This is a genomic window from Pseudomonas sp. TH34 (assembly GCF_016650865.1).
GTDB classification, from domain to species: Bacteria; Pseudomonadota; Gammaproteobacteria; order Pseudomonadales; family Pseudomonadaceae; genus Aquipseudomonas; species Aquipseudomonas yamanorum.
In genome coordinates this window covers 284012-307951 of the sequence record NZ_JAEKFB010000018.1, presented here as the reverse complement: position 1 = coordinate 307951, position 23940 = coordinate 284012, and the positions used below count along the sequence as shown (strand labels likewise).

The following is a 23940-nucleotide window of genomic DNA, read 5'->3' as shown; positions in this document are numbered from 1 at the left end:
TGCGTGCGATTTCACCTGGGGAGGGGGTATCGCAACGCCATCACTGAACTGGAAAGGCAAGCCAATGCAGCGTCTGTATCGGAAACGCATCGTTCTCGGCGTCGGCGGCGGCATTGCCGCCTACAAGAGCGCAGAGCTGGTTCGCAGGCTCCTCGACCAGGGCGCCGAAGTGCGCGTGGTCATGACCCGGGGCGGCAGTGAATTCATTACCCCACTGACCATGCAGGCCCTGTCCGGCCACCCGGTTCATCTCGACCTGCTGGACCCCGCAGCCGAAGCTGCCATGGGCCACATCGAGCTGGCCAAATGGGCCGACCTTGTGCTGATCGCTCCGGCCACCGCCGACTTGATCGCCCGCCTGGCCCAAGGCATTGCCGACGACCTGCTGACCACCCTGGTGCTGGCCACCGACGCCACCGTCGCCATCGCCCCGGCCATGAACCAGGCCATGTGGCGCGACCCGGCCACCCAGGCCAACACCCAACTCCTGCAAAGCCGTGGCCTCAAGGTCTTCGGGCCGGCCTCCGGCAGCCAGGCCTGCGGCGACGTGGGCCTGGGCCGCATGCTCGAAGCCACCGACCTCGCCCAATGCGCCGCCGACTGCTTCCAGCACCTGGCCCTGACCGGCAAGCACGTGCTGATTACCGCCGGCCCGACCCAGGAAAACATCGACCCGGTGCGCTACATCACCAACCATAGCTCAGGAAAAATGGGCTTTGCCCTGGCTGAAGCGGCGGTCGAGGCAGGCGCCCGGGTAACCTTGATCACCGGCCCGGTGCATCTGCCGACTCCGGATCGTGTCACCCGAATCGACGTAGTCAGCGCCCGCGACATGCTGGCGGCCTGTGAAGCGGCGATTCCCTGCGACCTGTTTATCGCCTCGGCTGCGGTAGCGGACTACCGCCCGGAAGTGGTTGCACCGCAGAAACTCAAGAAAGACCCTACAAGCGGCGACGGCCTGCTCCTGCAAATGGTCCGTAACCCGGACATTCTGGCGACCATCGCCACCCGTGAAGACCGCCCGTTCAGCGTCGGCTTCGCTGCCGAAACCGAGCATTTGCTGGACTATGCCGCACGCAAATTGAAAGACAAGAATCTCGACCTGATTGTCGCCAACGATGTCGCCAACCCGAGCATCGGCTTCAACAGCGAGGAAAATGCCATCAGCGTGATCGACCGCGAGTTGCACGCTACTGTTTTCGCCCAGACCAGCAAGGGCAAGATTGCCCGCCAACTGATCTCTTTTATCGCCCTACGGCTGAACCAGGTTTAATTTCCATGCACGCTTTGCAAGCCAAGATCCTCGACCCACGCATCGGCAACGAATTCCCGCTGCCGGCCTACGCCACTCCAGGCTCCGCCGGCCTCGACCTGCGCGCCATGCTCAAGCAGGACACCGTGCTTGAGCCGGGCCAGACCATTCTGATTCCGACCGGCCTGTCGATCTACGTGGGCGACCCTGGCCTGGCGGCGCTGATCCTGCCGCGCTCCGGCCTGGGCCACAAACACGGGATCGTCCTCGGCAACCTGGTGGGCCTGATCGACTCGGACTACCAGGGCGAGTTGATGGTGTCCTGCTGGAACCGTGGCCAGACCGCGTTCAACATTGCCGTCGGCGAGCGCATTGCCCAGCTCGTGCTTGTGCCGGTGGTGCAGGCGCACTTCGAGCTGGTCGAAGAGTTCGACGAAACCCAGCGCGGTGCAGGTGGCTTCGGACATTCCGGCAGCCACTGACTAAGCTGAAATGACTTAGCCGGACAAGCCGGGTGCCTCACCCGGCCTGACGCCAACGCATGGCCTTTCAGGATGAAGAATGCGCGGAACTTATCAGCAAGATTTCCCCAGTGAAATCAGGGCATTAAGCGGGCGAAAGGGCGGTGCTTCGGCGCCGATGGCACTTTTGCACCACGAACTCTATGCCAAAAACGCCGTCTTACCCTTCAGTTTGAGCCTGCCGGTCAGTACCCCTGAGGCCAGCCCCGCCCCTTTCAGATGGAGTTCCCCCCGCAATGAGCAACGCAGCCCGAGTCGCCCCGACGTTTCCCGACAGCATTTTCCGCGCCTATGACATCCGTGGCGTGGTCCCCAAGACCCTGACCGCCGAGACCGCCTACTGGATCGGCCGTGCCATTGGCTCCCAGAGCCTGGCCCAGGGCGAGCCCAATGTTTCCGTAGGCCGTGATGGCCGCCTGTCCGGCCCCGAGCTGGTGGAGCAACTGATCCAGGGCCTGGCCGATAGCGGCTGCCATGTCAGCGACGTGGGCCTGGTGCCGACGCCTGCGCTGTACTACGCGGCCAACGTGCTGGCCGGCAAGTCGGGCGTGATGCTCACCGGCAGCCACAACCCGTCGGACTACAACGGCTTCAAGATCGTCATCGCTGGCGACACCCTGGCCAACGAACAGATCCAGACCCTGCACACCCGCCTGAAGACCAACGACCTGACCAGCGGCACCGGCAGCATCACCAAGGTGCAAATCCTTGAGCGCTACTCGGACGAAATCACCCGCGACGTCAAACTCGCCCGCCGCCTGAAAGTGGTGGTGGACTGCGGCAACGGCGCAGCCGGCGTGATCGCCCCGCAACTGATCGAAGCCCTGAATTGCGAAGTGATCCCGCTGTTCTGCGAGGTCGACGGCAACTTCCCTAACCACCACCCGGACCCGGGCAAGCCTGAGAACCTGGTGGACCTGATTGCCAAGGTCAAGGAAACCGGCGCCGACCTGGGCCTGGCTTTCGACGGCGACGGCGACCGCGTCGGCGTGGTTACCAACACCGGTAATATCGTGTTCCCGGACCGCCTGTTGATGCTGTTTGCCCGTGACGTCGTGGCGCGCAATCCGGGCGCCGAGATCATCTTCGACGTCAAATGCACCCGTCGCCTGACGCCGCTGATCAAGGAATACGGCGGTCGTCCGCTAATGTGGAAGACCGGTCACTCGTTGATCAAAAAGAAAATGAAAGAAACCGGCGCCCTGTTGGCCGGCGAAATGAGCGGTCACGTATTCTTCAAGGAACGCTGGTTCGGTTTTGACGACGGTATTTACAGCGCCGCTCGTCTGCTGGAGATCCTCAGCAAGGAAAAATCCACCGCCGAAGACCTGTTTGCAACCTTCCCGGATGATATTTCTACGCCAGAGATCAATATCCATGTGACCGAAGAGAGCAAATTCAGCATCATTGACGCACTGCACGATGCGCAATGGGGCGAAGGCGCCAACCTGACCACCATTGACGGCGTGCGGGTCGATTACGCCAAAGGCTGGGGCCTGGTTCGCGCATCCAACACCACACCGGTGCTGGTGCTGCGTTTCGAGGCGGATTCCGAGGCTGAGTTGCAGCGCATCAAGGACGTGTTCCACGCCCAGTTGAAACGTGTTGCCCCTGATCTCCAATTACCGTTCTGATTTTTGTACCGGAGCCCTGAATGACCCTCGAACGCGAAGCCGCCGCCAATACCGCCAAGGTCCTTTCCGAAGCGTTGCCTTACATTCGACGCTACGTCGGCAAGACGCTGGTGATCAAGTACGGCGGCAATGCCATGGAAAGCGACGAGCTGAAAACCGGCTTTGCCCGCGACATCGTGTTGATGAAAGCCGTCGGGATCAACCCGGTGGTGGTACACGGTGGCGGCCCGCAAATCGGTGACCTGCTCAAGCGCCTGTCCATCGAGAGTCACTTCATAGACGGCATGCGTGTCACCGACGCCCAGACCATGGACGTGGTGGAGATGGTCCTGGGTGGCCAGGTGAACAAAGACATCGTCAACCTGATCAACCGCCATGGCGGCAGCGCCATCGGCCTGACCGGCAAGGACGCCGAGCTGATCCGGGCGAAGAAGCTCACCGTGACCCGCAAGACCCCGGAGATGACCCAGCCGGAAATCATCGACATCGGCCAGGTGGGCGAAGTGATCGGCATCAACACCGACCTGCTGAACCTGCTGGTGAAAGGCGATTTCATCCCGGTGATCGCGCCAATCGGCGTGGGTGCCAACGGTGAGTCCTACAACATCAACGCCGACCTGGTGGCCGGCAAGGTGGCTGAGGCGCTGAAGGCCGAGAAGCTGATGCTGCTCACCAACATCGCCGGCTTGATGGACAAGGAAGGCAAGGTCTTGACCGGCCTGACCACCCAGCAAGTGGACGACCTGATCGCCGACGGCACCATCTACGGCGGCATGCTGCCGAAGATCCGCTGCGCGCTGGAAGCGGTGCAAGGCGGCGTTGGCAGCTCGTTGATCCTGGATGGCCGGGTTCCGAATGCGATCCTGCTGGAAATCTTCACCGACACCGGTGTGGGTACGCTGATCAGCAATCGCAAGCGCCCTTAAAGCGCTGCAAACAAAAAGCCCCCGCTCAACCTGGTTGAGCGGGGGCTTTTTTTGTCCGGCGTTTAGATCAAACGCCGAACTGCTCGCGGTAGGCCTTGACCGCTGGCAAGTGCTGCTTGAGCTGCGGGTCATCTTCCAGGAATTGCAGCACCTGGTTCAGGGATACGATGCTCACCACCGGAATCCCGAAATCACGTTCCACTTCCTGGATCGCCGACAATTCACCGTTGCCACGCTCCTGGCGGTTCAGCGCGATCAGCACGCCGGCTGCCTTGGCGCCGTCCTGGGAAGCGATGATCTGCATCACTTCGCGAATCGCCGTACCGGCAGTGATCACGTCGTCGATGATCAGCACGTTGCCCTTGAGCGGCGCGCCCACCAGGCTACCGCCTTCGCCATGGGCCTTGGCTTCCTTGCGGTTGAAGCACCAAGGCAAATCCAGCCCGTGATGTTCGGCCAACGCCACGGCAGTCGCGGCGGCCAGGGGAATGCCCTTGTAGGCCGGGCCGAACAGCACGTCGAAGGAAATACCGCTTTCAACGATGGCGGCCGCATAAAAACGACCCAACTGCGCCAGGGCAGAACCTGAGTTGAAAAGGCCGGCATTGAAGAAGTAAGGGCTGGTACGCCCGGACTTCAGGGTGAACTCACCGAAGCGCAATACGCCGCGATCGATGGCAAAACGAATGAAGTCGCGTTGATACGCCTGCATGAAAAAAGCCTCAGATACCACGGATTTAGCTAATTAGGTAGACGGCGTGTATCATACACGCACGCGATTTTTGGGGCCATTTATGCGGATCATCAGTGTGAACGTCAATGGTATTCAGGCTGCAGTCGAGCGTGGTTTGCTCAGTTGGCTGCAAGCCCAGAATGCCGACGTCATCTGCCTGCAGGACACCCGCGCCTCCGCCTTTGAACTGGACGACCCAGCCTTCCAACTGGATGGCTACTTCCTTTATGCCTGTGATGCCGAAGTTCCCGCCCAAGGCGGCGTGGCTTTGTATTCGCGGTTGCAACCCAAGGCGGTCATCAGCGGCCTCGGCTTCGAGACAGCCGACCGCTACGGGCGCTACCTGCAAGCCGATTTCGACAAGGTCAGCATCGCGACCTTGCTGCTTCCATCAGGGCAGAATGGCGATGAAGACTTGAACCAGAAGTTCAAGCTAATGGACGATTTCGCCCGTTATCTGGATAAACAGCGGCGCAAACGTCGCGAGTACATTTACTGTGGCTCGCTGTACGTGGCGCAACAGAAGCTGGATATCAAGAACTGGCGCGACAGCCAGCAATCCCCGGGTTTCCTGGCGCCGGAACGGGCCTGGATGGACGAGATTGTCGGCAACATGGGCTATGTCGATGCCCTGCGGGAAGTCAGCCGCGAAGGCGACCAGTACAGCTGGTGGCCGGATAACGAACAGGCCGAGATGCTCAACCTCGGCTGGCGTTTTGACTACCAGTTGCTGACGCCAGGCCTGCGACGCTTTGTGCGCAGCGCACGCCTGCCACGCCAGCCGCGCTTCTCGCAGCACGCGCCGCTGATCGTGGACTACGACTGGACATTGACCATCTAAGGTCTTTTTCCAGGCACAAAAAAACCGACGTCGCTGTCGGTTTTTTTGTGGGCGGTGGTTATTTGATCAACCGCAACGTCCACGGATAACGATAAGCCACGCCCTTGTTGGCCTTGATGCCCCCAATGATCGTCATCACCACCGCGCCGATCACCAGGACGGTCATCAACACGAAGCCGATCACGATAAAACCCAGCAGGAAGCAGACCGCCCAGGCAATGCCCACGGTGATCTGGAAATTCAGCGCTTCCTTGCCCTGATCATCAATGAACGGGTCCGTATCCTTCTTCACCTGCCAGAGAATCAAAGGCCCCAGCAGGCTGCCGAACGGGAACATCAAGCCGAAAAACGCCGCGAAGTGACAGAGCATCGCCCACTGGCGAACTTCCTTGGACGGTGTCGGCAGCGGAAGTTGACTGTCACTCATGGCGTAGCTCCTTGGGGTTGAATCAGTCGGCCAGGGCGGCGCTCTGCAGTTCGAAGATCTCGGTCATGCCTTTCTGGGCCAATGCCAGCATGGCATTCAGGTCCGCCGGCTGGAATGGCGCGCCTTCGGCGGTGCCCTGCACTTCGATGAAACCACCGGTGCTGGTCATCACCACGTTCAGGTCGGTCTCGGCAGCCGAATCTTCAAGATAGTCCAGATCCAGCACGGGCTCGCCCTGATACATGCCTACCGATACAGCCGCGATCATCTGCTTGAGCGGATCGCCGCCTTTCAGGCCGCCACGCTTCTTGATGACTTTGAGCGCATCGACCAGGGCAACCATGGCGCCGGTGATGGATGCAGTACGGGTGCCACCGTCGGCCTGGATCACGTCGCAGTCGACATACAGGGTCACGTCGCCGAGCTTGGACATGTCCAGGGCAGCACGCAGGGAACGACCGATCAGGCGCTGGATTTCCAGGGTGCGCCCGCCTTGCTTGCCACGGCTGGCTTCACGCTGGTTACGCTCGCCAGTGGCGCGCGGCAGCATGCCGTATTCGGCAGTCAACCAACCCTGGCCCTGGCCCTTGAGGAAACGCGGCACGCCGTTTTCGACGCTGACGGTGCAGATAACCTTGGTATCGCCAAACTCGACCAGTACAGATCCCTCGGCGTGTTTGGTGTAGTTGCGGGTGATGCGGATCGAGCGGAGCTGATCGGCAGCGCGACCACTTGGACGTTTCATAGGGGATACCTGTACGGAGGACGAAAAACTGCCGAGCATTATAGAGCCGCCAGCCCTGATCGGCACTTCTAAAAAATCCTGTTACAAACCCGGTCACCGAAGCCACTGTTTGGGGCCACCCGTCCCGTTGAGCTACAATCCTGCGCCTTCGCAGCCTGTCGGCTTCAATCTACCCATCAGCCCGCCTGTTTGCGGGACTGCATCGCGAGGTACCTCCATGGTGCACAGCATGACCGCCTTCGCCCGCGTCGAAAAAGCCGGCGTCCAAGGCACCCTGAGCTGGGAATTGCGCTCGGTCAACAGCCGCTACCTGGAGCCGCACCTGCGCCTGCCGGAATCGTTTCGCGACCTCGAAGGCGCGGTCCGTGAAGCGCTGCGCCAGGGCATCTCCCGCGGCAAGCTGGAATGCACCCTGCGCTTCACCGAGGAAACCACCGGCAAGCCGTTGCAGGTGGATCGCGAGCGCGCCGCGCAATTGGTCGCCGCCGCCGAAACCATCGCCAGCCTGATCAAACAGCCTGCCGCCATCAATCCTTTGGAAGTTCTGGCCTGGCCCGGCGTGCTGGTGGCCGACGCCACTGATCCGCAGGCGCTGAACGCCGAGGCCCTGGCCCTGTTCAACCAAGGCTTGAAAGAACTCAAGGCCGGTCGCGAACGCGAAGGCGCCGAGCTGGCCCGCCTGATCAGCGACCGCCTGACCTCCATCGAAGAGGACGTGGTGACCCTGCGCGAACTGGTGCCGCAGATGCTTGCCACCCAGCGCCAGAAGGTCCTCGACCGCTTCGCCGACATGCAGGCCGAACTGGACCCGGTGCGCCTGGAGCAGGAGATGGTACTGCTGGCGCAAAAGAGCGACGTCGCCGAAGAACTCGACCGCCTGAGCACCCACATCCTGGAAGTGCGCCGCGTGCTCAAGTCTGCCGGTGCCGCCGGTCGGCGCCTGGACTTCCTGATGCAGGAACTCAACCGCGAAGCCAATACACTGGGCTCCAAAGCCTTTGATCCGCGCAGCACACAGGCTGCGGTCAACCTCAAAGTGCTGATCGAGCAAATGCGCGAACAAGTACAGAATATCGAGTAAGGCACCCTGACATGACCCACAGCACCGGCACCCTTTACATCATTTCCGCCCCATCGGGTGCGGGCAAAAGCAGCCTGGTCAAAGCCCTGACCGACGCTGACGAGCAGATCCGTATCTCGGTGTCCCACACCACCCGCGCCATGCGCCCGGGTGAAGTGAACGGCGTGCACTACCACTTCGTCGAGCGCACCGAGTTCGTCAAGATGATCGAGCACGGTGATTTCCTGGAGCGCGCCGAAGTCTTCGGCAACCTTTACGGCACCTCCCAAAGCCACCTGCAGCAGACCCTGGACGAAGGCCACGACCTGATCCTGGAAATCGACTGGCAGGGCGCCGAGCAAGTGCGTCAACTGATGCCCAAGGCCCGCTCGATCTTCATCCTGCCGCCGTCGCTGGAAGCGTTGCATCAGCGCCTGACCAACCGCGGCCAGGACAGCGACGAGATCATCGAAGGTCGCATGCGCGAAGCCGTCAGTGAAATGAGCCACTACGTCGACTACGACTACCTGATCATCAACGACGATTTCGCCCACGCACTGGACGACTTGAAGGCGATTTTCCGCGCCAATCAGCTCCAGCAAAAGCGTCAGCAGCAGCGTTTCGGCAAATTATTGGCCGAACTGCTCGGTTGATTGGCTCTTCCCAAAACCGCTGCAAGGGCTTTACATTGGCACTTGTAGCGCGTTTGCGATGGCCTGCGAAAAATCAGCGCTTCCCTAAACGCTGGTGATTTTTTAAACTGTTCAGTCCGCTCGCCCAACCGGGCAGCGCGCATATTGCATTCGCTCCGAGGAATACCATGGCCCGCGTAACCGTTGAAGACTGCCTAGAACACGTGGATAACCGCTTTGAGCTGGTCATGCTCTCTACCAAGCGTGCCCGTCAACTGGCCACTGGCGGCAAAGAGCCTCTGGTCCAGTGGGAAAACGACAAGCCTACCGTTGTAGCCCTGCGTGAAATCGCTGAAGGCCTGATGAGCTACGAGTTCATCGCCAACGCCGAAATCGTTGAAGACGAACCGCTGTTTGCAGCGTTCGAGGACGAGTCCAACGAGGCCGTCTAAGCCTATGCCTGGTCGACGTAGCACGGCGCGGGGTCACAGCCAACGGCAGGAGTTAATACTTTGCCGAGCATAGACGCCCTCGCCGATCGCTTATCGACCTACCTCGGCCCAGACCAGGTCAACCTGGTCCGCCGAGCGTATTTCTACGCCGAACAAGCCCACGACGGCCAACGCCGCCGCAGTGGCGAGGCGTATGTCACGCATCCTCTTGCCGTGGCAAACATTCTTGCCGACATGCACATGGACCATCAGAGTTTGATGGCCGCAATGCTGCATGACGTGATCGAAGACACCGGCATTGCCAAGGAAGCGCTCAGCGCGCAATTTGGCGAAACCGTGGCCGAACTGGTCGATGGGGTCAGCAAACTGACCCAGATGAATTTCGAAACCAAGGCCGAAGCTCAGGCAGAAAACTTCCAGAAGATGGCCATGGCCATGGCCCGGGACATCCGGGTGATCCTGGTCAAGCTGGCCGACCGGCTGCACAACATGCGCACGCTGGAGGTGCTGTCCGGCGAAAAACGCCGGCGCATCGCCAAGGAAACCCTGGAAATCTACGCGCCCATCGCCAACCGGCTGGGCATGCACGCCATTCGTATCGAATTCGAAGACCTCGGCTTCAAGGCCATGCACCCGATGCGTTCCGCGCGCATTTATCAGGCGGTCAAACGCGCCCGGGGCAATCGCAAGGAAATCGTCAACAAGATCGAAGAGTCCCTGAGCCATTGCCTGGCGATCGATGAGATCGAGGGCGAGGTCAGCGGCCGGCAGAAACACATCTACGGCATCTACAAGAAGATGCGCGGCAAGCGTCGGGCCTTCAACGAGATCATGGACGTGTACGCGTTCCGGATCATCGTCGACAAGGTCGATACGTGCTACCGCGTGCTGGGCGCTGTACATAATTTGTACAAACCCCTGCCGGGTCGTTTCAAGGACTACATCGCGATTCCCAAGGCCAACGGCTATCAGTCGCTGCACACCACGCTGTTCGGTATGCACGGGGTGCCGATCGAGATCCAGATCCGCACCCGCGAAATGGAAGAGATGGCCAACAACGGCATCGCCGCCCATTGGCTGTACAAATCCACCGGCGACGAGCAGCCAAAAGGCACCCACGCCCGCGCCCGCCAGTGGGTCAAGGGCGTGCTGGAAATGCAGCAACGTGCCGGCAACTCCCTGGAATTTATCGAAAGCGTGAAGATCGACCTGTTCCCGGACGAGGTCTACGTGTTCACGCCAAAAGGCCGGATCATGGAGCTGCCAAAAGGCTCCACGGCGGTCGACTTTGCCTACGCGGTGCACACCGACGTGGGTAACAGCTGCATAGCCTGTCGGATCAATCGTCGACTGGCCCCGCTGTCGGAACCGCTGCAAAGCGGCTCCACGGTGGAGATCGTCAGCGCACCGGGCGCACGCCCGAACCCGGCCTGGCTCAACTTTGTGGTCACCGGCAAGGCCCGCACCCATATACGTCACGCCCTGAAACTGCAACGCCGTTCCGAGTCCATCAGCCTGGGCGAACGCCTGCTGAACAAGGTACTCAACGGCTTCGACAGCTCCCTGGACAAGATCCCGGCCGAGCGCGTGCAGGCGATGCTCCACGAGTACCGTCAGGAACTGATCGAAGACTTGCTGGAAGACATCGGCCTGGGCAATCGCATGGCCTATGTAGTCGCCCGCCGCCTGCTGGGCGAAGGCGAACAGCTGCCAAGCCCCGAAGGCCCGCTGGCGATTCGCGGTACCGAAGGCTTGGTGCTCAGCTACGCCAAGTGCTGCACGCCGATCCCGGGTGACCCGATTGTCGGCCACTTGTCCGCCGGCAAAGGCATGGTGGTGCACCTGGACAACTGCCGCAATATCAGTGAAATCCGCCACAACCCCGAGAAATGCATCCAGCTTTCGTGGGCCAAGGATGTCACCGGCGAATTCAACGTCGAGCTGCGGGTCGAGCTGGAACACCAGCGCGGCCTGATCGCCTTGCTGGCCAGCAGCGTCAATGCGGCCGACGGCAATATCGAGAAAATCAGCATGGACGAACGCGATGGCCGCATCAGCGTGGTCCAACTGGTGGTCAGCGTGCACGACCGCGTGCACCTGGCCCGCGTGATCAAGAAACTGCGCGCCCTGACCGGGGTCATCCGCATCACCCGCATGCGCGCCTAGCCCATCCATTACAAGGAGTCATTCATGACCAAGACTGTTATCACCAGCGACAAGGCACCAGCAGCAATCGGTACTTATTCCCAGGCGATCAAGGCGGGCAATACCGTCTACATGTCCGGCCAGATTCCACTGGACCCAAAAACCATGGAGCTGGTTGAAGGCTTTGAAGCCCAGACCATCCAGGTCTTTGAAAACCTGAAGTCGGTTGCCGAAGCTGCGGGCGGTTCGTTCAAGGACATCGTCAAACTGAACATCTTCCTCACCGACCTGAGCCACTTCGCCAAGGTTAACGAGATCATGGGCAAGTACTTCGAACAGCCGTACCCGGCCCGCGCCGCCATCGGCGTTGCCGCCCTGCCAAAGGGCGCGCAGGTTGAGATGGACGCCATTCTGGTCATCGAGTAAAACATCCGGCGCAGCGCTTCCACGGGAAGGCTGCGCCGAATTGGTTCTTGGAAGGATTTCGTAATGCGCAAAGCGCTCGTTGCCTCTTCGTTGCTCGCCCTGCTGCTCGGCGGCTGCGCCAGCAATCCCGCCGACCTGGATGTGAGCGGCACCTGGATCAACCAGGCCGCCATCGACGCGGCAGCAAAGGGCGGCCCTTTGCGTGAAGCCCTGCAGAGCTACGGTCCGAACCTCGAATGGGAGGTGAACACCAAAGCATCCCAGGCCCGCTACTACAACGGTTTTGAAGTAGCTGAAGGCAAGTTGCTGGGTGAAAAATCCGGCGCCTGGAGCGTCGATTTCTACGGCGGCTCCGCCACCGAACTCAAGCGTAAAGGCAAACTATTGCTGCAAGGGGCCAATGATAACGAGCCCGAGCAACTGTTCGCCCGTGCCAAGGACCCGGCCCCTGAAGGCGCGCCACTGGGCGCCAACTTCGAACGCACCCTGTATGCCGCCTATATGGGCGGCACCTGGAAAATCAGCAGCGGTAATGGCGAAGGCGCGACGGTGCAGTTCCAGGCCAATGGCCAGGTGACCGGCTTGCCGGGTGCTGATCAGTACTCGCTGTGCCTGGCGGGCGATTGCGCTTCCATGAGCGGCGGCTACGACAGTATCTGGTTGCAGTTGAACGGCCAGGGCAACCCGTGGATCTTTGCGCGCAAGGGCAAGCAACTGGAGATTTTCCAGGCGATCAACACCGCCCAGGCCGACGAGGTGCCCTCGTTTACCCCCGGGCCACGACAGTGGTTGCTGGAAAAACAGTGACGCAAAAAAGGAGCCCTTAAACTCCTTTTTCTTCACGCCGCGATCAACCCTCCAGGATCGCCGCATACCCTTCGCGATAACTCGGATAACGCGGCACCCAGCCCAGCGCCTTGGCCCGGGCATTGCTGCATTGTTTGCTGCCAGCACGGCGGACGCTGGCGTTCTCGGCCCATTCGGTCACACCCAGGTATTCGCGCAACCAGGCAACCACCTCGGCCAGCGGGGCCGGAGCATCGTCAACGCCGATGTAGCACTTATCCAGCACCCCACCCTGCTCCACGTGCTGCAGCAAAAACGCGAGCAAGCCCGCTGCGTCATCGGCGTGGATCCGGTTGCCATATAAAGGCGGATCAATCGCCACGCGATACCCCTGGCGCACCTGGCTCAGCAGCCATTCCCGGCCCGGGCCATAGATCCCAGTGAGGCGCACCACGCTCGCGGGAATGCCGCTATCCAACGCCACTTGCTCGGCTTCCAGCATCACTTGTCCGGAATAACCGCCTGCCTTGGTCTCGGAGCTTTCGTCGACCCACTCACCGTTCTGCTGCCCATACACACTGCTGCTGGACACAAACAGCAAGTGCTTAGGCTCCTGGCCGTAGTCGTTCAACCATTCCAACACATGCTGCAACCCTTGCACGTACGCGGCGCGATAGCCTGCTTCGTCGTGATCGGTGGCCGCCGCGCAATACACCAGATAATCCACTCCGCCCACCGGCCAGGTGTCGGGGCAGTCTTCATTGAACAGGTCGCCGGCAATCCCGATAACGCCCTTGGGAAGGCGCGAGATATCCCGCCGCAGGCCATGAACCTCCCAGCCCTGGGCCAGCAATTGGGTGGCCAGACGGCTACCGACATCGCCGCAACCGGCAATCACCACAGAAGGCGCAGACATCACAAAACTCCATTCTTAAAGGTCAAGATTAGCCCCCGCAGATGACCAGCGGCCAGCAAAACGACAAATAAAGTAACTGTATTACTTCTGTTAACAAGAATTACTTGCAATAATAACCGCCCATTTGTCCTCGACCCGTTACGGTCTGGAAGGACGCTCACTCATTTTTTTATCTCAGGTCCGGCCAGCATGACACGCAATACATCCCCCGCTTCGCCAACCAAGCCTCACAGCCCATCCCGCGCCTGGCGTGCGATTGCTGCAGTGCTGTTCAGCGTTCTGCTGGCACCGACCGCCGCCTTCGCCGACAACACCGCGCCGGCCGCCCCGCCTGCAGCGACCGCGCCAGCCCACGAGCAAAACGCTGCTGCGCCAGCCGCCGCACCGGCAGCTACCGACCCGGCCCTGGCCGCCGAAGGCGCACCGGCTGACGATTCCGGCGTCGTGCTGGAAGAAGACAACAGCCTGGGCATGGCCCACGACCTGTCGCCCTGGGGCATGTACCAGAACGCTGACATCATCGTGAAGATCGTGATGATCGGCCTGGCCATCGCCTCGATCATCACCTGGACCATCTGGATCGCCAAAGGCTTCGAGCTGCTGGGCGCCAAGCGTCGCCTGCGTACTGAAATCGTCCACCTGAAAAAAGCCACCACCCTTAAAGAAGCCAGCGAAAGCGCGGCGAAAAAAGGCACCCTGGCGCACCTGCTGGTTCACGACGCACTCGAAGAAATGCGCCTGTCGGCCAACAGCCGTGAAAAAGAAGGCATCAAGGAACGTGTCAGCTTCCGTCTTGAGCGCCTGGTTGCCGCCTGCGGTCGCAACATGAGCAACGGCACCGGCGTGCTGGCCACCATCGGTTCCACCGCGCCCTTCGTCGGCCTGTTCGGTACCGTGTGGGGCATCATGAACAGCTTCATCGGCATCGCCAAAACCCAGACCACCAACCTCGCCGTCGTGGCTCCCGGCATCGCCGAAGCCCTGCTGGCAACGGCACTGGGCCTGGTTGCCGCGATTCCTGCGGTAGTCATCTACAACGTCTTCGCCCGTTCGATCGCCGGCTACAAGGCCCAGGTGTCGGACGCTTCGGCAGAAGTCCTGTTGCTGGTCAGCCGTGACCTCGATCACCTGCCTACCGAGCGCAGCTCGCAACCGCATATGGTGAAAGTGGGGTAATCGGCCATGGGCCTGCATTTGAATCAAGGCGACGACGAGCTCGTCGAGAACCACGAAATCAACGTCACACCGTTTATTGACGTGATGCTGGTGCTGCTGATCATCTTCATGGTGGCCGCACCACTGGCCACTGTGGACATCAAGGTCGACCTGCCCGCTTCCAGCGCGAAACCTGCGCCGCGGCCGGAGAAACCGATATTCCTCAGCGTCAAGGCGGACCAGCGTCTGTTCCTGGGCGAAGAAGAAGTCAAATCCGAAACCCTGGGCGCGGTGCTCGACGCCAAGACCCAGGGTAAGAAAGACACGACCATCTTCTTCCAGGCCGACAAGGGCGTGGACTACGGCGACCTGATGAGCGTGATGGATGCCCTGCGGGCAGCCGGCTACCTCAAGGTAGGCCTGGTCGGACTTGAGACGGCAGCCAAGAAATGATCACGACGCGCCACAAACTGACGCGTTATGGCACCAGCCTCGCCGTCGTGCTGGGCGTCCACGCCGTCGCGATCATCATCGCGCTCCAGTGGTCGGCGCCACACATGGTCCAGCTGCCTCCGGCTGCCATGGTCATCGACCTGGCACCGATGCCGGCGCCACCACCTCCGGCCCCGCCGAAGGTGATCACGCCGCCACAACCGCCTGCTCCGGTGGAAGAGCTGCCATTGCCGAAGCTGGCCGAGGCACCGAAGCCGACGATCCAGGTGCCAAAGCCGGTCAAGCCCAAGCCAAAACCACAGCCGCCCAAGCCTGTGGAGAAGAAGCCCGATCCGCCCAAGGAAAAACCTTCCGAAGAGCCGCCGAGCGAAACTCCGCAGAACAACGCGCCTACGGAGAAGTCCGCTCAGCCACAACCGGGCCCTTCACCGCAGCAGATCGCGGCCAAGGCCACCTGGGAAAGTACCCTGCTGGGCCACCTGCAGAAGTACAAGAAGTACCCGCCGGGCGCCCAGGCCCGTGGCAAGGAAGGCCTGAACCGCTTGCGTTTCGTGGTGGATGCCGATGGCAACGTGCTGTCCTATGAACTGGTGGGCCGCTCTGGCAACGCCGATCTGGACCGCGCCACCCTCGACATGATCCGTCGCGCCCAGCCGCTGCCCAAGCCGCCGGCCGACATGTTGAAAGGCGGCAGCATCGAGATCGTTGCGCCGTTCGTTTACAACATCGAAAAACGTCGCCGGTAATCCTCACCGTAGGCACCCTCGGGTGCCTACGGTTGCTGCTCACTCCCCCGCACATCCCGCAACCTGAACCAGGCTTGAACAAGCTGGCACCTAACACGATCTTCACTTGTAACATTTAAAGACAAAGCCAATTATCCGCGAATCGTTCTCATTAGCGGACATTCGGCATGCCCAACCTTGCCCGACTGGCTCTCCTCCTACTGGTTTTTCCCGTCGCAGCGCAGGCAGATCAGCTGGTCACCCTGGTCATTCAAAACCACACCTTCAGCCCCTCGACGTTCGAGGTGCCGGCCGGTGAGCGTTTCCGCATTCAACTCACCAGCCACGACGAAAGCGTCGATGAGTTCGAAAGCTACGACATGAAATTCGAAAAAATCATCGTCCCCGGCAACACCGTCACGGTGTTTGCCGGCCCGTTGCATCCCGGCACCTACACCTTCTTCGATGACTACCACCCGGACCAGGCCAAAGGCACGGTCACTGCTGTCGCGGCCAAGGAGTAAGCCATGCTGGCCTGTCTGTTGATCGTATTTCGAGAAGTGCTGGAAGCCGGGATTGTGGTGGGCATCGTGATGGCCGCCACCCAGGGCCTGGCACGGCGTGGCCTGTTTATCGGCGGAGGGATTGCAGCCGGCGTACTCGGTGCCGGCATCTTGGCGCTGTTTACCGGCGCAATCACCCAGGCACTGCAAGGCTTCGGCCAGGAAATTTTTAACGCGGCCATCCTGGTGGTCGCCGTGGTGATGCTGGGCTGGCACAACCTGTGGATGGCCAGCCACGGTCGCGAGCTGGCAACCCAACTGCGCAGCGCCGGCAATGCGGTACTCACTGGCGAAAAATCACTCTGGGCCCTGGCCGTGGTCATCACCGTGGCCGTGCTGCGCGAAGGCTCGGAAATCGTGCTGTTCCTTTACGGCATCGCCGCGTCGAGCCAGGCAGACCCGCTTTCGATGCTGGCAGGCGGCGTGCTCGGCATCGCCGCCGGGGCCGCGTTGTCCTGGCTGATGTACCGCGGCCTGGTCGCCATCAGCCTCAAGCGTCTGTTCTCGATTACCGGCTGGATGATCGCCTTGCTCGCCGCCGGCATGGCCGGCCGGGCCGCTGCGATCCTTGCCGGTATCGACCTGATTCCCGCTTGGGGCTACCAGCTCTGGGACACCTCCTGGCTGGTCTCCGACGCCAGCCTTACCGGCCGGGCACTGACCGCGCTGGTGGGCTACACCGACCGGCCGCTGGGGGTCCAGTTGGTCGCCTGGTCCGTCACCCTCGCGCTCCTGGTGCTCGGTAACCGCTTGATGCATTCACGCCCGACGCAATCACGTTAACGTCCCCGAGGAGCCCCACCATGAAACACCTGCGCAACCCCTTGGCCACCGCACTGGTACTTGTCAGTGCCCTGGCCGCTTCCGCCCTGGTCCAAGCCCGCGAATACCCGATTGGCGGGCCCGTCCAAGTCAACGACATGGAAATCGCCTCCTCGTATCTGGTGGGCATCGAAATGGCCCCGATGCCACCGGGCATGGTGATGAGCAAGGACTCGGTGCACCTTGAAACGGACGTGCACGCCACCGCCGACAACAAGTACGGCCTGTCCAACGGTGAGTGGGTGCCCTACCTGACCATCACCTACTCGCTGGTCAAGCAAGGCTCGCCCGACTACAAGGAAATCGGCACGCTGCTGCCGATGGTGGCCAAAGACGGCGCTCACTACGCCAACAACGTGAAAATGGACGGCCCCGGCACCTACACCGTGGTGCTGCGCTATGAAAGCCCGCAAATCAAAGGCTTCTTCCACCATGTGGACAAGGAAACCGGCGTACCGGAATGGTGGGGGCCCTTCACCAAAACCTTCACCTTCAAATACCCGCAAAGCTGAAAGCATGAATGCGATACCTGATTACCAGGTGTCGTAAACCCCATGCTGTCTGATAACGTGCGTCTATCGATTGCAGCCGGTATGCTTGGCCCGCAACCTCATGGACGCCCGCTATGACTCTTACAGAATTACGCTACATCGTTACCCTCGCCCAAGAGCAGCACTTCGGCCACGCGGCCGAGCGTTGCCACGTCAGCCAGCCGACGCTGTCGGTGGGTGTGAAGAAGCTTGAAGACGAACTCGGTGTGCTGATTTTCGAGCGCAGCAAAAGCGCCGTGCGCCTAACGCCCGTCGGCGAAGGCATCGTTGCCCAGGCCCAGAAGGTTCTGGAACAGGCCCAAAGCATTCGCGAGCTGGCCCAGGCCGGTAAAAACCAGCTAACCGCCCCGCTGAAAGTCGGCGCCATCTACACCGTCGGCCCGTACCTGTTCCCGCACTTGATTCCGCAACTGCACCGCGTCGCGCCGCAGATGCCGCTGTATATCGAAGAAAACTTCACCCACGTGCTGCGCGACAAACTGCGTAACGGCGAACTGGACGCGATCATCATCGCCCTGCCGTTCAACGAGGCAGACGTGCTGACCCTGCCGCTCTACGATGAGCCGTTCTACGTGCTGATGCCGGCGTCCCACCCGTGGACGCAAAAAGAAACCATCGACGCCGCCCTGCTCAACGACAAGAGCCTGCTGTTGTTGGGCGAAGGCCATTGCTTCCGCGACCAGGTGCTGGAAGCCTGCCCGACCCTGACCAAGGGCAATGACGGCGCCAAGCACACCACCGTGGAATCCAGCTCCCTGGAAACCATTCGCCATATGGTTGCTTCCGGCCTGGGTATTTCGATCCTGCCGCTGTCGGCGGTGGACAGCCATCACTACGCCCCCGGCGTGATCGCGGTGCGCCCACTGACGCCGCCGGTGCCGTTCCGTACCGTGGCGATCGCTTGGCGGGCCAGCTTTCCGCGACCGAAAGCGATTGAAATCCTCGCCGACTCGATCCGCCTGTGTTCGGTGGCCAAGCCGCCTGCTGCGAGCTAAGTAACGGTATGACTGAGCTGTCGCAGGTGTCGGTGACGGCACTCAAGGGTGTCGGGGAAGCCATGGCCGAGAAATTGGCCAAGGTCGGCCTGGAAAATCTCCAGGACGTGTTGTTCCACCTGCCCCTGCGTTACCAGGACCGCACCCGCGTGGTGCCCATCGGCCAACTGCGCCCGGGGCAAGATGCCGTGGTTGAAGGCACCGTCAGCGGCGCCGACGTGGTGATGGGCAAGCGCCGCAGCTTGGTCGTGCGCCTGCAAGACGGCACCGGCGGCCTGAGCCTGCGCTTCTACCACTTCAGCAACGCCCAGAAGGAAGGCCTCAAGCGTGGCACCCGCGTGCGTTGCTACGGCGAAGCCCGGCCCGGCGCGTCGGGGCTGGAAATCTACCACCCGGAATACCGCGCCATTACCGGCGACGAACCGCCGCCAGTGGACACCACCCTCACACCGATCTACCCGCTCACCGAAGGCCTGACCCAACAGCGCCTGCGCCAGCTGTGCATGCAAACCCTGACGATGCTCGGGCCAAAAAGCCTGCCCGACTGGCTGCCTCAGGAACTGGCGCGCGACTATCAACTCGCACCGCTGGATGATGCGATCCGTTACCTGCATCACCCACCTGCCGACGCCGATGTCGACGAGCTGGCCCTCGGTCATCACTGGGCCCAGCATCGCCTGGCGTTCGAAGAACTGCTGACCCACCAACTGTCCCAGCAACGCCTGCGCGAGAGCATGCGTTCCCTGCGCGCGCCGGCGATGCCCAAGGCCACACGTCTTCCGGCTCAATATCTGGCCAACCTGGGGTTTGCACCGACGGGCGCCCAGCAACGGGTCGGCAACGAAATCGCCTACGACCTGAGCCAGAAAGAACCCATGCTGCGGCTGATCCAGGGCGACGTAGGCGCGGGTAAAACCGTGGTCGCCGCACTCGCCGCGTTGCAGGCCCTAGAAGCTGGTTATCAGGTTGCACTGATGGCGCCTACCGAGATTCTTGCCGAACAGCACTTCATCACCTTCAAGCGCTGGCTCGAACCACTTGGCCTGGAAGTCGCGTGGCTGGCCGGCAAGCTCAAGGGCAAGAACCGCGTATCGGCCCTGGAACAGATCGCCGCCGGCGCCCCGATGGTGGTGGGCACCCACGCGCTGTTCCAGGACGAAGTGAAGTTCAAGAACCTCGCGCTGGTGATCATCGACGAACAGCACCGCTTCGGCGTGCAGCAGCGCCTGGCCCTGCGCCAGAAAGGCGTGGGCGGCCGCATGAGCCCGCACCAGTTGATCATGACCGCCACACCGATCCCGCGCACCCTGGCCATGAGCGCGTACGCCGACCTCGACACGTCAATCCTCGACGAACTGCCGCCGGGCCGAACGCCAGTCAACACGGTGCTGGTCACCGATACCCGCCGGGTCGAAGTGATCGAACGGGTGCGCGGTGCCTGTGCCGAAGGGCGCCAGGCGTATTGGGTGTGCACGCTGATCGAAGAGTCGGAAGAGCTGACTTGCCAGGCCGCCGAAACCACCTATGAAGACCTCACCAGTGCCCTGGGCGAACTCAAGGTCGGGCTGATCCACGGCCGCATGAAGCCGGTGGAAAAGGCCGCGGTGATGGCCGAGTTCAAGGCCGGCAACCTGCAATTGCTGGTGGCGACCACGGTGATCGAAGTCGGCGTGGACGTCCCCGACGCCAGCCTGATGATCATCGAGAACCCCGAGCGCCTGGGCCTGGCGCAACTGCACCAATTACGTGGCCGCGTCGGCCGGGGCAGCGCTGCCAGCCATTGTGTGCTGCTGTACCACCCGCCGCTGTCGCAGATTGGCCGCCAGCGCCTGGGCATCATGCGTGAGACCAACGACGGTTTCGTGATCGCCGAAAAAGACCTCGAACTGCGCGGCCCCGGCGAAATGCTCGGTACCCGCCAGACCGGCCTGCTGCAATTCAAGGTCGCCGACCTGATGCGCGATGCCGACCTGTTGCCCGCCGTGCGCGATGCCGCCCAGGCGTTGATCGAGCGCTGGCCTGAACATGTCAGCCCGCTGCTGGATCGCTGGCTCAGGCATGGGCAGCAATACGGCCAAGTGTGACGGCTGACTCACTTAGACGACCCTCACTTGTATCAAGCTGGTTATACTCCAATGACTGTAGGAAATTGGATTCAGGCCATGTCAGAAGTTGCCCTCGCCACAGCCCCACCGACCGCACCCTCGGTGATTCGGACGCTGCTTGCAAAGCTCGCTATCAGCTACACGGAAGTTGCCGAACGCCCTGGCCTGAACCCGGCACAGAAGGTTCAGGCCGTGCTGCTCGATGATGCCGTGGGTGCACTCATGGTGCTGTTTCCGCAGAACCAACTGCTGGACCTCAACCGCCTGGCCGAACTCACCGGCCGCCGCCTCACGGCCGTATCGCCGGAGCGCCTCGAGCGCATGCTCGGCAAGCACAGCCTGAGCCTGCTGCCCGGCCTGCCGCCGCTGACCAGCTCCCCATGCCTGTACGAAGAAAGCCTGTTGCGCGAGCCGACCGTGCTGGTGCACTCGGGCGAAGCCGGGCTGCTGCTGGAGATTTCCAGCGAGGCCTTCAAGAGCATGCTGACCAAGGCCAGCGCCGCGCATTTCGGCGAACCGCTGAGCAACATCCGGCCAAACCTCGATCGCCCCAACGACGACCGCGAGGAAATCACCCAGGCGATGCAGGCGTTCACCGCCCGCCGTATCCAGCAGCGCCTGGAAGCGACCATCGAGATTCCACCGCTGGCCGATACCGCGCAAAAGATCATCAAGCTGCGGGTCGACCCCAACGCCACCATCGACGACATCACCGGCGTCGTCGAAACCGACCCAGCCCTGGCCGCCCAAGTGGTGAGCTGGGCTGCGTCGCCCTACTACGCCTCGCCGGGCAAGATCCGCTCGGTGGAAGACGCCATCGTTCGCGTGCTGGGCTTTGACCTGGTGATCAACCTCGCGCTGGGCCTGGCCCTGGGCAAGACCTTGAGCCTGCCCAAGGACCACCCGCAACAGGCCACGCCGTACTGGCACCAGTCGATCTACACCGCCGCCGTCATCGAAGGCCTGACCCGCGCCATGCCCCGCGCCCAGCGCCCGGAAGCCGGCCTGACCTACCTGGCCGGCCTGCTGCACAACTTCGGCTACCTGTTGCTGGCCCACGTCTTCCCGCCGCATTTCTCGCTGATCTGCCGGCACCTGGAGGTCAATCCGCACCTGTGCCACAGCTACATCGAACAGCACCTGCTGGGCATCAGCCGCGAGCAGATTGGTGCGTGGTTGATGCGTTATTGGGACATGCCGGACGAACTGTCCACGGCCCTGCGCTTCCAGCACGATCCGACCTACGACGGCCAATATGCGGAATACCCGAACCTGGTGTGCCTGGCCGTGCGCTTGTTGCGCAGCCGTGGCATCGGCTCCGGACCGGATGAAGCCATCCCGGACGAACTGCTTGAGCGCCTGGGGCTGGCCCGGGACAAGGCAGAGGATGTGGTGAGCAAGGTGCTGGACGCGGAAACGTTGTTGCGCGAGTTGGCGTCGCAGTTCAGTCAGGGATAAATCGGGCGCCTGTGATACCGCTATCGCAGGCAAGCCAGCTCCCACACTGACCGAGTTCTACCTATAGAAACGCGGTACATGTGGGAGCTGGCTTGCCTGCGATGAATTCACCTCGGTCTTAAGCCTTCGGCTTTTTCTTCGGCTTCAAATACTTGGTCAACCCCTGGAACCAGATCACCAGCGCCGGGTTGCCCTTGATCTGGATCGACTTGTCCTGAATCCCCGTCATGAACGCCAGTTGCTTGTTCTTCGCCTGCATCGTGGCGAAGCCGTAGGCGGCGTCTTTAAAGGCGATGGCGAACGCAGGCGCGGGATGAACACCCGAACGGCTGGTAATGCGCTGGTCTTTGACGATGAAGTGACGGGCAACCTTGCCGTCGAGGGTCTGCAGCTGGAACGCCAGGTCCTTGTCACCCAACTGCTGCTGGAACGCAGGGTTGGTGCGGCTGGCTTTGCCCATCAACAGGCCAAGCATCCAGAGAAGAAAACGAAATTTCATGCACACGGCCTCAGTGTAATTATTGGGTGGCCGCAGCAGTTTAACGATTTGTGCAAATAACGCTACCGATCTCCCGTTTTAGCAGGAGATCGGTTGGCGTTTACCGCTTATAGCAACAACTTGGCTTAGACGTTAGGGCAAGGAACCGGTGCCCAGTCCGCCAGGTTTGGATCACGGCAAGTGCCTTCGATCTGCGCTTTACCAGCGCTGGCAACCTGCTTGCTTTCAGCTTGCTTGGTCTGGGCGGTCTGGATGGTTTTCTCGGTGGCTACGGCTTCTTTCGGCACGGTTGGCAGTACCGGCTTTTTCGCGACTTTTACCGGCTTCTTGCCTTTGGTCGGCGTCACCACCGGCGCGGTATCGGCAGTCGCAACAGTGACTACGTCAGCACGTTGTACGCCCACTTGTTGCAGATCCTGCTCGTACGCCTGGGTGTAGTTGTTCAGGTCTTCGCTGGCCTTGCCGTTGACCGCGACAATCAGGTCGTTGGACTCTTTCAGGCCCGAGACGATTTCTGCCAGACGCTTGCGACCTTCGACGTCGTTGACGGTCTTGGCCTTGCGGTCAGCCACCAGCTTGGTGAATGCGCTTTGGTAGCACTGCTGGGACGCCTTGGCGTACGCGGTGCTACGGTCGATGTCGGAAGCGCGCTTGTTGACGTCAGTGGCGTAGGACGCGATGCGCTGGTTGTCATCGGTGATCTGCTTCTGGCGCTCGGTGTAGTAACCCGCAGCACCACCGGCCAGGGCGCCGCCCGCTGCACCGATGGCAGCATTGCGGCCGCGCTTGTCGGAGTCACCGGTCAGGGCGCCCAGCAAGGCACCACCGGCTGCACCCAGAGCGGCACCGGTAACCACTGACTTGGTCAGGTCCGAATCAGTAGCGCGCAGGTGCTGCACCGGCTCGTAGCAGTTCGGGTAGTACTCGACCTTGGTGGTCGAGGCGACCTTGTTGGTCGGCGACGTTGCGCAACCGGTCAGCACGGTGCTGAAGCCAGCGGCAATCAACAGCAGATGACGCTTGGAAACTGCCTTACGGGAAAAAATCATCGTTGTGTTCTCTTTTAAGTTTGACTTGCCCAGCACGGCCCACCGCCGCCTGAGTCCCTTCCAAGCTCG

At 61.5% G+C, this 23940-nt stretch carries 25 protein-coding genes and 1 pseudogene; 20 read left to right on the top strand and 6 right to left on the bottom strand.

The window, feature by feature from the left end; all coding sequences use genetic code 11:
* Window positions 1-64: 64 nt before the first annotated feature.
* The 4 genes and pseudogenes from coaBC (at window position 65) to argB (ending at window position 4333) form a co-directional block, all read left to right on the top strand.
* Window positions 65-1273 (top strand): bifunctional phosphopantothenoylcysteine decarboxylase/phosphopantothenate--cysteine ligase CoaBC, encoded by a 1209-nt coding sequence (coaBC, locus tag JFU58_RS12115; RefSeq protein ID WP_017476702.1) that lies wholly within the window; start codon window positions 65-67, stop codon window positions 1271-1273.
* Between the two features lie 5 nt (window positions 1274-1278).
* On the top strand, window positions 1279-1734 hold the full coding sequence (gene dut, locus JFU58_RS12110) for a dUTP diphosphatase (protein WP_003213270.1): 456 nt from the start codon (window positions 1279-1281) through the stop codon (window positions 1732-1734).
* A 269-nt stretch (window positions 1735-2003) separates the two neighbouring features.
* A pseudogene (locus JFU58_RS12105) lies at window positions 2004-3407 on the top strand (phosphomannomutase/phosphoglucomutase); the annotation flags it as partial.
* 20 nt (window positions 3408-3427) lie between these two features.
* A complete protein-coding gene (gene argB, locus JFU58_RS12100; protein ID WP_003213275.1) occupies window positions 3428-4333 on the top strand; it encodes an acetylglutamate kinase in 906 nt (301 codons plus the stop codon).
* A gap of 67 nt (window positions 4334-4400) precedes the next feature.
* On the opposite strand, the gene pyrE is transcribed toward argB, so the two are convergent.
* Window positions 4401-5045, bottom strand: a complete 645-nt coding sequence (gene pyrE, locus JFU58_RS12095; protein ID WP_201140761.1) for an orotate phosphoribosyltransferase — start codon at window positions 5043-5045, stop codon at window positions 4401-4403.
* Between the two features lie 82 nt (window positions 5046-5127).
* Between pyrE and JFU58_RS12090 the strand changes: the two genes are divergently transcribed.
* Window positions 5128-5907, top strand: a complete 780-nt coding sequence (locus JFU58_RS12090) for an exodeoxyribonuclease III (RefSeq protein WP_003176915.1) — start codon at window positions 5128-5130, stop codon at window positions 5905-5907.
* 58 nt (window positions 5908-5965) lie between these two features.
* Here the strand turns inward: JFU58_RS12090 and JFU58_RS12085 are convergent, their stop codons facing one another.
* Both JFU58_RS12085 and rph read right to left on the bottom strand, forming a co-directional pair.
* Window positions 5966-6334, bottom strand: coding sequence for a DUF4870 domain-containing protein (locus JFU58_RS12085; RefSeq protein WP_017476705.1), 369 nt, complete (start codon window positions 6332-6334; stop codon window positions 5966-5968).
* Window positions 6335-6356: 22 nt separating this feature from the next.
* A complete protein-coding gene (rph, locus tag JFU58_RS12080; protein ID WP_201140760.1) occupies window positions 6357-7079 on the bottom strand; it encodes a ribonuclease PH in 723 nt (240 codons plus the stop codon).
* 217 nt (window positions 7080-7296) lie between these two features.
* On the opposite strand from rph, the gene JFU58_RS12075 reads away from it, so the two are divergent.
* The 6 genes from JFU58_RS12075 (at window position 7297) to JFU58_RS12050 (ending at window position 12601) form a co-directional block, all read left to right on the top strand.
* A complete protein-coding gene (locus JFU58_RS12075) occupies window positions 7297-8160 on the top strand; it encodes a YicC/YloC family endoribonuclease (RefSeq protein WP_093203689.1) in 864 nt (287 codons plus the stop codon).
* Window positions 8161-8171: 11 nt separating this feature from the next.
* A complete protein-coding gene (gene gmk, locus JFU58_RS12070; RefSeq protein ID WP_003213284.1) occupies window positions 8172-8792 on the top strand; it encodes a guanylate kinase in 621 nt (206 codons plus the stop codon).
* A 167-nt stretch (window positions 8793-8959) separates the two neighbouring features.
* Complete coding sequence (gene rpoZ / locus JFU58_RS12065; RefSeq protein ID WP_003176920.1) at window positions 8960-9223, top strand: DNA-directed RNA polymerase subunit omega; 264 nt, start codon at window positions 8960-8962, stop codon at window positions 9221-9223.
* Between the two features lie 60 nt (window positions 9224-9283).
* Window positions 9284-11389 (top strand): bifunctional GTP diphosphokinase/guanosine-3',5'-bis pyrophosphate 3'-pyrophosphohydrolase, encoded by a 2106-nt coding sequence (gene spoT / locus JFU58_RS12060; protein ID WP_008439435.1) that lies wholly within the window; start codon window positions 9284-9286, stop codon window positions 11387-11389.
* Between the two features lie 24 nt (window positions 11390-11413).
* Window positions 11414-11794 carry a RidA family protein gene (locus tag JFU58_RS12055; protein WP_003213288.1) on the top strand — a complete coding sequence of 127 codons (381 nt, stop codon included), beginning with the start codon at window positions 11414-11416 and terminating at the stop codon, window positions 11792-11794.
* 63 nt (window positions 11795-11857) lie between these two features.
* On the top strand, window positions 11858-12601 hold the full coding sequence (locus tag JFU58_RS12050; RefSeq protein WP_017476707.1) for a hypothetical protein: 744 nt from the start codon (window positions 11858-11860) through the stop codon (window positions 12599-12601).
* A gap of 43 nt (window positions 12602-12644) precedes the next feature.
* Here JFU58_RS12050 and JFU58_RS12045 read toward each other — a convergent pair whose 3' ends face one another.
* Window positions 12645-13496 carry an SDR family oxidoreductase gene (locus JFU58_RS12045; RefSeq protein WP_201140759.1) on the bottom strand — a complete coding sequence of 284 codons (852 nt, stop codon included), beginning with the start codon at window positions 13494-13496 and terminating at the stop codon, window positions 12645-12647.
* A 189-nt stretch (window positions 13497-13685) separates the two neighbouring features.
* On the opposite strand from JFU58_RS12045, the gene exbB reads away from it, so the two are divergent.
* The 9 genes from exbB to JFU58_RS12000 all read left to right on the top strand — a co-directional run bounded on the left by exbB (window position 13686) and on the right by JFU58_RS12000 (window position 22323).
* Complete coding sequence (gene exbB, locus JFU58_RS12040) at window positions 13686-14672, top strand: tonB-system energizer ExbB (protein ID WP_177025220.1); 987 nt, start codon at window positions 13686-13688, stop codon at window positions 14670-14672.
* 6 nt (window positions 14673-14678) lie between these two features.
* Window positions 14679-15104, top strand: a complete 426-nt coding sequence (gene exbD, locus JFU58_RS12035; protein WP_017476711.1) for a TonB system transport protein ExbD — start codon at window positions 14679-14681, stop codon at window positions 15102-15104.
* Window positions 15101-15850, top strand: a complete 750-nt coding sequence (locus JFU58_RS12030; RefSeq protein ID WP_003213297.1) for a TonB family protein — start codon at window positions 15101-15103, stop codon at window positions 15848-15850. The genes exbD and JFU58_RS12030 overlap by 4 nt, the downstream gene beginning before the upstream one ends.
* A 167-nt stretch (window positions 15851-16017) precedes the next feature.
* Window positions 16018-16353 (top strand): cupredoxin domain-containing protein, encoded by a 336-nt coding sequence (locus JFU58_RS12025; RefSeq protein ID WP_017476713.1) that lies wholly within the window; start codon window positions 16018-16020, stop codon window positions 16351-16353.
* Window positions 16354-16356: 3 nt separating this feature from the next.
* On the top strand, window positions 16357-17175 hold the full coding sequence (locus tag JFU58_RS12020; protein ID WP_063033842.1) for an FTR1 family iron permease: 819 nt from the start codon (window positions 16357-16359) through the stop codon (window positions 17173-17175).
* 20 nt (window positions 17176-17195) lie between these two features.
* Window positions 17196-17726 carry an iron transporter gene (locus JFU58_RS12015; protein WP_177069937.1) on the top strand — a complete coding sequence of 177 codons (531 nt, stop codon included), beginning with the start codon at window positions 17196-17198 and terminating at the stop codon, window positions 17724-17726.
* A gap of 113 nt (window positions 17727-17839) precedes the next feature.
* Entirely contained in the window at window positions 17840-18760 is a 921-nt protein-coding gene (locus JFU58_RS12010) for a hydrogen peroxide-inducible genes activator (RefSeq protein ID WP_017476716.1), read from the top strand.
* Window positions 18761-18768: 8 nt separating this feature from the next.
* The gene (gene recG / locus JFU58_RS12005; RefSeq protein ID WP_201140758.1) at window positions 18769-20844 is read left to right on the top strand and encodes an ATP-dependent DNA helicase RecG; all 2076 of its coding nucleotides are present in this window, start codon (window positions 18769-18771) and stop codon (window positions 20842-20844) included.
* A gap of 78 nt (window positions 20845-20922) precedes the next feature.
* The gene (locus JFU58_RS12000; protein WP_177025222.1) at window positions 20923-22323 is read left to right on the top strand and encodes an aminoacyl-tRNA deacylase and HDOD domain-containing protein; all 1401 of its coding nucleotides are present in this window, start codon (window positions 20923-20925) and stop codon (window positions 22321-22323) included.
* Window positions 22324-22441: 118 nt separating this feature from the next.
* Here the strand turns inward: JFU58_RS12000 and JFU58_RS11995 are convergent, their stop codons facing one another.
* Window positions 22442-22822: a hypothetical protein gene (locus JFU58_RS11995; RefSeq protein ID WP_010168229.1), complete on the bottom strand. Its 381-nt coding sequence runs from the start codon at window positions 22820-22822 to the stop codon at window positions 22442-22444.
* 125 nt (window positions 22823-22947) lie between these two features.
* The gene (tagQ, locus tag JFU58_RS11990) at window positions 22948-23871 is read right to left on the bottom strand and encodes a type VI secretion system-associated lipoprotein TagQ (protein WP_093203668.1); all 924 of its coding nucleotides are present in this window, start codon (window positions 23869-23871) and stop codon (window positions 22948-22950) included.
* Window positions 23872-23940: the final 69 nt, after the last annotated feature.

Coding starts and splice junctions, on each gene's coding strand:
- JFU58_RS12000 (WP_177025222.1), top strand. CDS start 20,923: ATGTCAGAAGTTGCCCTCGCCACAGCCCCACCGACCGCACCCTCGGTG.
- JFU58_RS12075 (WP_093203689.1), top strand. CDS start 7,297: ATGGTGCACAGCATGACCGCCTTCGCCCGCGTCGAAAAAGCCGGCGTC.
- JFU58_RS12055 (WP_003213288.1), top strand. CDS start 11,414: ATGACCAAGACTGTTATCACCAGCGACAAGGCACCAGCAGCAATCGGT.
- coaBC (WP_017476702.1), top strand. CDS start 65: ATGCAGCGTCTGTATCGGAAACGCATCGTTCTCGGCGTCGGCGGCGGC.
- JFU58_RS12015 (WP_177069937.1), top strand. CDS start 17,196: ATGAAACACCTGCGCAACCCCTTGGCCACCGCACTGGTACTTGTCAGT.
- tagQ (WP_093203668.1), bottom strand. CDS start 23,871: ATGATTTTTTCCCGTAAGGCAGTTTCCAAGCGTCATCTGCTGTTGATT.
- dut (WP_003213270.1), top strand. CDS start 1,279: ATGCACGCTTTGCAAGCCAAGATCCTCGACCCACGCATCGGCAACGAA.
- rph (WP_201140760.1), bottom strand. CDS start 7,079: ATGAAACGTCCAAGTGGTCGCGCTGCCGATCAGCTCCGCTCGATCCGC.
- recG (WP_201140758.1), top strand. CDS start 18,769: ATGACTGAGCTGTCGCAGGTGTCGGTGACGGCACTCAAGGGTGTCGGG.
- JFU58_RS12085 (WP_017476705.1), bottom strand. CDS start 6,334: ATGAGTGACAGTCAACTTCCGCTGCCGACACCGTCCAAGGAAGTTCGC.
- JFU58_RS12030 (WP_003213297.1), top strand. CDS start 15,101: ATGATCACGACGCGCCACAAACTGACGCGTTATGGCACCAGCCTCGCC.
- pyrE (WP_201140761.1), bottom strand. CDS start 5,045: ATGCAGGCGTATCAACGCGACTTCATTCGTTTTGCCATCGATCGCGGC.
- exbB (WP_177025220.1), top strand. CDS start 13,686: ATGACACGCAATACATCCCCCGCTTCGCCAACCAAGCCTCACAGCCCA.
- JFU58_RS12010 (WP_017476716.1), top strand. CDS start 17,840: ATGACTCTTACAGAATTACGCTACATCGTTACCCTCGCCCAAGAGCAG.
- JFU58_RS12025 (WP_017476713.1), top strand. CDS start 16,018: ATGCCCAACCTTGCCCGACTGGCTCTCCTCCTACTGGTTTTTCCCGTC.
- JFU58_RS11995 (WP_010168229.1), bottom strand. CDS start 22,822: ATGAAATTTCGTTTTCTTCTCTGGATGCTTGGCCTGTTGATGGGCAAA.
- rpoZ (WP_003176920.1), top strand. CDS start 8,960: ATGGCCCGCGTAACCGTTGAAGACTGCCTAGAACACGTGGATAACCGC.
- gmk (WP_003213284.1), top strand. CDS start 8,172: ATGACCCACAGCACCGGCACCCTTTACATCATTTCCGCCCCATCGGGT.
- JFU58_RS12020 (WP_063033842.1), top strand. CDS start 16,357: ATGCTGGCCTGTCTGTTGATCGTATTTCGAGAAGTGCTGGAAGCCGGG.
- JFU58_RS12050 (WP_017476707.1), top strand. CDS start 11,858: ATGCGCAAAGCGCTCGTTGCCTCTTCGTTGCTCGCCCTGCTGCTCGGC.
- exbD (WP_017476711.1), top strand. CDS start 14,679: ATGGGCCTGCATTTGAATCAAGGCGACGACGAGCTCGTCGAGAACCAC.
- JFU58_RS12045 (WP_201140759.1), bottom strand. CDS start 13,496: ATGTCTGCGCCTTCTGTGGTGATTGCCGGTTGCGGCGATGTCGGTAGC.
- argB (WP_003213275.1), top strand. CDS start 3,428: ATGACCCTCGAACGCGAAGCCGCCGCCAATACCGCCAAGGTCCTTTCC.
- JFU58_RS12090 (WP_003176915.1), top strand. CDS start 5,128: ATGCGGATCATCAGTGTGAACGTCAATGGTATTCAGGCTGCAGTCGAG.